The organism is Streptomyces bohaiensis, assembly GCF_012033785.1.
Lineage (GTDB): Bacteria > Actinomycetota > Actinomycetes > Streptomycetales > Streptomycetaceae > Streptomyces > Streptomyces bohaiensis.
Map to the genome: position 1 here is coordinate 1 of NZ_JAAVJC010000281.1, position 6,127 is coordinate 6,127.

Sequence of the window (6,127 nt, forward strand, 5' to 3'; positions counted from 1 at the left end):
CGTCATACCCGAGCGCGGCACCGGCGCCGACCCGGCGCTGCGCGACCTCGTCCGGGCCCTGGCCGAAGGCGCCGCCGACCCGGCCGACCCGCACTGCGCCGCCCACCTCCACTGCCCGCCGCTGGCGGTCGCCGCCGCCGCCGACCTCGCGGCCAGCGCGCTCAACCCCTCGCTCGACTCCTGGGACCAGGCGCCGGCCGCCACCGCCCTGGAGGCCCGCACCACCGCCGCGCTCGCCGCCCTGGTCCACCCCGCCGCCCACCACCCGGACGCGCTGGTGACCACCGGCGGCACCGAGTCCAACCAGCTGGGCGTACTGCTCGCCCGGGAACTGCTCCCGCCCGGCCTGCGCGTGGTCTGCGGCGCCAACGCCCATCACAGCGTCAGCCGCGCCGCCTGGCTGCTGGGGCTGGCCGGGCCGGTCGTGCTGCCCACCCCCCGTGGCGTCCTGGACCCCGAGACCGTGCGCGAGGAGCTGGCCGCCGACCCGGCGGCGCCCACCCTGCTGTTCGCCACCGCCGGCACCACGGACTCCGGCGCCATCGACCCGCTGCCCGAGCTGGCCGAGCTCGCCGGCGCACACGGCGCCCGCCTGCACATCGACGCGGCCTACGGCGGGACGCTGCTGCTGAGCCCGACCCACCGCCACAAGGTCACCGGGCTGGCGCGGGCGGACAGCGTCGCCCTCGACCTGCACAAGCTCGGCTGGCAGCCGGCCGCCGCCGGGCTGCTCACGGTCCCGGCGGCGGCGGACCTCGCGCCGCTCGGGCACCGCGCGCCCTACCTCAACGCCGACGACGACACCGAAGCCGGTCTCCCCGACCTCCTCGGCCGGTCCCTGCGCACCACCCGGCGGCCCGACATCCTGAAGATCGCCGTCACGCTCCGCGCGCTCGGCGAGGACGGTCTGGCCGACCTGGTGGACCGGTGCTGCGCCACCGCGGAGGAACTCGCCGAACTCGTCTCGGCCGACCCGTGGTTCGAGCTGCACGGCCGACCGTCCATCTCCACGGTGCTGTTCCGGCCCGCCGGAGCCGGCGACACCGAGGTGGCCGAGCTGCGCCGCCGACTGCTGCACGCCGGCTCCGCCGTGCTCGGCCGCGCCACCGTCCCCGGACCCGACGGGGCGACGGGTACCTGGCTGAAGGCCACCATCCTCAACCCGCACACCCAGACCGCCGACCTGCGCTCCCTGCTCAAGCTGGTGCGCGAGGCCGCCCGCGACCGTGACGAGGACACCCCCGCATGACGACCGCCCCCCGCCCCGACGCCCCGCCCCCCGGCACCCCCCGTCCCCGGCCCGCTTCGCCGGCCCACGCCTCGGTGGCCGACCGGCCGCCGCTCGACCTCGCCGGAGTGGGCGCCGGACCCGCCGGACTCTCCCTCGCCGCCCTGGCGGACAGCCATCGCGCACTGCGCGCCGCCTGGTTCGAGCAGCGCCCCGCGTTCCGGTGGCACCCCGGCCTGCTCATCGAGGGGACGACGCTCCAGGTGCCCTTCCTCGCCGACCTGGTCACCCTCGCCGACCCGACCAGCCCCTGGAGCTACCTGGCCTACCTGCGGGCTCAGGGGCGGCTGTTCCCCTTCTACTTCGCCGAGACGTTCCACATCGAGCGCACCGACTACGACGCCTATTGCCGCTGGGCCGCCGACCGGCTGGCGAGCGTGCGGTTCGGCCGCCGGGTGGAGTCCGTCTCCTGGGACCACGACCGGGAGTTGTTCACGCTGGCGGTCCGCCCCGCCGCGGCGGGGGAGGGCGCGGGCGGCGACGCCGACAGCGGTGCGGGCGCGCGGGAGGTCCAGGCCCGCGCCGTCGCGCTCTCCCTCGGCAGCAGCCCGCACGTCCCGGAGCACCTGCGCCCCGCGCTCGGGGCGCCCGCCGGCGGCGCACCGGTGGTTCACTCCGCCGACTACCTCCGCCACCGGGAACAGCTGCTCGCCGCCGGGCACGTCACCGTCGTGGGCTCCGGCCAGTCGGGCGCCGAGGTCTTCCTGGATCTCCTGCGACGACGACCCGCGGCCGCGGAGCGCCTCCACTGGCTCACCCGCTCACCGGCGTTCGCGCCGATGGAGTACAGCAAGCTCGGACTGGAGCACTTCACCCCCGACTACACCCGCTACTTCCACACGCTGCCCGAGACCACCCGCGACGCCCTGACCGCCCGCCAGTGGCAACTGCACAAGGCGGTCGACCACGACACGCTCGCCGCCATCCACGGCGAACTCCTGGGCCGTGCCCAGCGGTCGGGCTGGCCCGACGCCGTCATGACCCCGGGGGTGGCGGTCCGGGCCCTGGAGCGCCGCGGCGACGGCGCCCTCGACCTGCACCTGGCCCACGCGGAGCAGCGGACCACCGCCGCCCTCACCACCGGCGCCGTCGTCCTCGCCACCGGCTACCGCGACGCGCCGCTGGAACCGCTGCTCGGCGACCTGGCCGCCGCAGTCCGCCGCGACGCCGCCGGGCGGCCACTGGTGACCGAGGACTACCGGCTGGAGCTGGAGGAGGGCGTCACCGGGCGGCTGTTCGTCGCGGGCGGCGAGCGCCACACCCACGGGGTCGGGACCCCGGACCTCGGACTGATGGCGCACCGGTCCGCCACCATCCTCAACCAGGTGGTCGACGGGCGGCCGTACCCGCTGCCCGAACGGACCGCCTTCACCACCTTCGGCCTCCGGTCCGCCCCCGCCGCCCCGGCCGACGCGCCCGCCCCACCGGTCGCCTGAATCCCCGTGGCACCCGGAGAACGCGCTCATCGGAGCGCGTTCTCCGTCATGTGGCGACCATGCGCCGGGGTGCGCGCGGAAAACGTGAAACGGATGCGCGGCCGAAGGGTTTTCGGTTTCCGGATGGTCATTCCTACCGTCGGGTACGTCCTAGAGTCGGGAGTATGCGCCGAGCGAAAATCGTCTGCACCCTTGGTCCGGCCACCGACTCGTACGAGCAGATCACCGGGCTCGTCGAAGCGGGCATGAACGTGGCCCGCCTCAACCTCAGCCACGGTGCGCACGCCGAACACGAACAGCGCTACCACCGGGTGCGGCAGGCGGCTCGCGAGGCCGGCCGCGGCATCGGTGTCCTCGCCGACCTCCAGGGGCCGAAGATCCGGCTCGGCGTCTTCCGCGACGGCCCGGCCCTGCTGGAGGCCGGTGACACCTTCCGCATCACCACCGACGCCGTCGAGGGCGACCAGCACCGGTGCTCCACCACCTACGGCGGGCTCTGCGCCGACGTGAGCGCCGGTGAGCGCATCCTCATCGACGACGGCCGCGTCGCACTGGAGGTCGAGGCGGTCGAGGGCACCGACGTGGTGACCACGGTGGTGGAGGGCGGCCTGGTCTCCGACCACAAGGGACTGAACCTCCCGGGGGTGGCGGTCTCCGTGCCGGCGCTGTCGGCCAAGGACGTCGAGGACCTGCGGTGGGCGCTGCGCACCGGCGTGGACCTCATCGCCCTCTCGTTCGTCCGCGCCGGGGACGACATCAAGGACGTGCACCGGATCATGGCGGAGGAGGGCCGCTTCCTGCCGGTCATCGCCAAGATCGAGAAGCCGCAGGCCGAGGAGAACCTCCAGGACATCGTCGACGCCTTCGACGGCATCATGGTCGCCCGCGGCGACCTCGGCGTCGAGGTGCCGCTGGAGGACGTGCCGCTGGTCCAGAAGCGCGCCGTGAAGCTCGCCAAGCGCAACGCCAAGCCGGTCATCGTCGCCACGCAGATGCTGGAGTCGATGATCAACGCCTCACGCCCGACCCGCGCGGAGGCGTCCGACGTCGCCAACGCCGTGCTGGACGGCGCGGACGCGGTCATGCTCTCCGGTGAGACCAGCGTCGGGGCGTATCCCAACGAGACCGTGCGGACCATGGGCCGGATCGTCGCCGCGGCGGAGACGGAGATGCTCTCGCGCGGCCTGCCGCCGCTGACCGAGGCCACCAAGCCGCACACCCAGCCGGGCGCGGTGGCCCGCGCCGCCGCCGACATCGGCGACTTCCTCGGTGCCTCCCTGCTGGTCGCCTTCACACAATCGGGTGACACGGTCCGGCGGTTGTCGCGGTACCGCTCGCCGATTCCCGTGATGGCGTTCACGCCGGACCAGCAGACCTGCAACCAACTGAGCCTCACCTGGGGTGTGGAGGCGCACGTCGTGCCGACCGTCGACAGCACCGACGCCATGGTCGAACTGCTCGACGGCCGGCTGCGGCGCATGGGGCGGTGCGAGAAGGGCGAGACCGTCGTGATGACGGCCGGCTCGCCGCCGGGAGTCCCGGGTACCACCAACCTGGTCCGCGTCCACCACATCGGCGAACGCTAGCCCGCCCGCCGCTCCCACCGGCCTCCGGCGCCGCGGCGGGACACGCCCGCCGCGCCCGGTGGTCGCCACGGCCCGGCGGCTAAGCTCGCCCGATGGCCAAGTATTTCGACGTGCACCCCGAGAACCCCCAGCCTCGGACCATGACCACCGTGGCCGAGAGCCTCCGCGCGGGGGCGGTGATCGCGTACCCCACCGACTCCTGCTACGCGCTGGGGTGCCGGATGGGCAACAGCGAGGGCCTGGACCGCATCCGCACGATCCGCCGGCTCGACGACCGCCACCACTTCACGCTCGTCTGCCAGGACTTCGCCCAGCTCGGACGGCTGGTGCAGATCGACAACACCGTCTTCCGGGCGATCAGGTCCGCGACGCCGGGCAGCTACACCTTCATCCTGCCCGCGACCAAGGAGGTGCCGCGCCGCCTGCTGCACCCGAAGAAGAAGACGGTCGGTGTGCGGCTCCCCGACCACGTCGTGGTCCGGGCGCTCCTGGCCGAGCTGGGCGAGCCGCTGGTCTCCAGCACCCTGCTGCTGCCCGACGAGGAGGAACCCCTCACGCAGGGCTGGGAGATCCAGGACCGGCTCGACCACGTCGTCGACGCGGTGATCGACTCCGGAGAGGACTGCGGTACCGAGCCCACGACGGTGGTGGACTTCTCCGAGGGCGGGGCGGAGATCGTGCGGCGAGGAGCGGGCGACGTCTCCCGGTTCGAGTAGGCGGACCGGGCCGTGCCGGCCACGACCGTGGCGGCCCCCCCGACCGGCGGTCGGCGCGGGCGTCGAGCGGCGGGCGCGGAATCAGCCAGGTGGGCGAGCGTGCGAGACGGTGGCGCGCGCTGCGGGGTGAGTACCCCGCGCCCAGCGGCTGCGGTAACGCGGCCCCTGGCAGGTCGCACGGGGGTGCGGGTGCCCCGGGTGGGATTCGAACCCACGCTGAATGCTGTTTGAGAGCACTGCCTCTGCCACTGGGCTACCGGGGCGCCGAACGGCCACGACGGGCCGGAACCCGCCGTGGGCCCAACATACCGTAGCTGGGTACTCTCGTGAGTGCCCCGCCTGCAGAACCCCCGAGGAGCCCCGTGAGCACCGCCGACGTTCCCGAGCCCGGACCCCAGGGCGACGACACCGCCGCGCCCGAGGCGGGCGTCCACACACCCCCGCAGACGACCCGTGTCGTCATCGCCGAGGACGAGGCGCTGATCCGCCTGGACCTGAAGGAGATGCTGGAGGAGGAGGGGTACACGGTCGTCGGCGAGGCCGGTGACGGCCAGCGGGCGGTCGAACTGGCCCGTGAGCACGTGCCCGACCTCGTCATCCTCGACGTCAAGATGCCGGTCATGGACGGCATCTCCGCCGCCGAGAAGATCGCCGAGGAGCAGCTGGCACCGGTGCTGATGCTCACGGCCTTCTCGCAGCGCGAGCTGGTGGAGCGGGCGCGTGACGCCGGAGCCATGGCCTACCTGGTGAAGCCGTTCTCCAAGACGGACGTGGTGCCCGCGATCGAGATCGCGGTCTCCCGCTTCCACGAACTGCGCACGCTCTCCCAGGAGGTCAGCGACCTCGCGGAGCGGCTGGAGACCCGGAAGCTCGTCGACCGGGCCAAGAGCGTGCTCCAGACCCAGTACGGGCTGACCGAGCCCGCCGCGTTCCGCTGGGTGCAGAAGACCTCCATGGACCGCCGGCTGTCCATGCGGCAGGTCGCCGAGGCCGTACTGGAGGACGCCGAGGAGCGCCGCCGCAACAAGTGACGCCGCGCGGGAACGCCCGCCGACCGAGACCGTCCCGGGGCCGCCGGGCGGGGACCGCTCCCCGCCCGGC

Annotated in this window: 5 protein-coding genes and 1 tRNA gene; 5 read left to right on the top strand and 1 reads right to left on the bottom strand. The window is 74.0% G+C overall.

Features of this window, described 5'->3' with window-relative positions; all coding sequences use genetic code 11:
• From HCN52_RS20830 to HCN52_RS20845, 4 genes are all read left to right on the top strand, one after another.
• On the top strand, positions 1-1,249 hold a 1,249-nt coding region (locus HCN52_RS20830), incomplete at its 5' end, for a pyridoxal phosphate-dependent decarboxylase family protein (RefSeq protein WP_168089990.1).
• The gene (locus HCN52_RS20835) at positions 1,246-2,724 is read left to right on the top strand and encodes a lysine N(6)-hydroxylase/L-ornithine N(5)-oxygenase family protein (protein ID WP_168089991.1); all 1,479 of its coding nucleotides are present in this window, start codon (positions 1,246-1,248) and stop codon (positions 2,722-2,724) included. The genes HCN52_RS20830 and HCN52_RS20835, both read left to right, overlap by 4 nt.
• A gap of 164 nt (positions 2,725-2,888) precedes the next feature.
• On the top strand, positions 2,889-4,310 hold the full coding sequence (gene pyk / locus HCN52_RS20840) for a pyruvate kinase (protein ID WP_168089992.1): 1,422 nt from the start codon (positions 2,889-2,891) through the stop codon (positions 4,308-4,310).
• A 92-nt stretch (positions 4,311-4,402) separates the two neighbouring features.
• Positions 4,403-5,026 carry an L-threonylcarbamoyladenylate synthase gene (locus HCN52_RS20845; RefSeq protein ID WP_168089993.1) on the top strand — a complete coding sequence of 208 codons (624 nt, stop codon included), beginning with the start codon at positions 4,403-4,405 and terminating at the stop codon, positions 5,024-5,026.
• 190 nt (positions 5,027-5,216) lie between these two features.
• Here the strand turns inward: HCN52_RS20845 and HCN52_RS20850 are convergent.
• Positions 5,217-5,289 (bottom strand) — tRNA-Leu (locus tag HCN52_RS20850).
• A gap of 99 nt (positions 5,290-5,388) precedes the next feature.
• On the opposite strand from HCN52_RS20850, the gene HCN52_RS20855 reads away from it, so the two are divergent.
• Positions 5,389-6,057, top strand: a complete 669-nt coding sequence (locus HCN52_RS20855; RefSeq protein WP_312876809.1) for an ANTAR domain-containing response regulator — start codon at positions 5,389-5,391, stop codon at positions 6,055-6,057.
• Positions 6,058-6,127 lie beyond the last annotated feature (70 nt).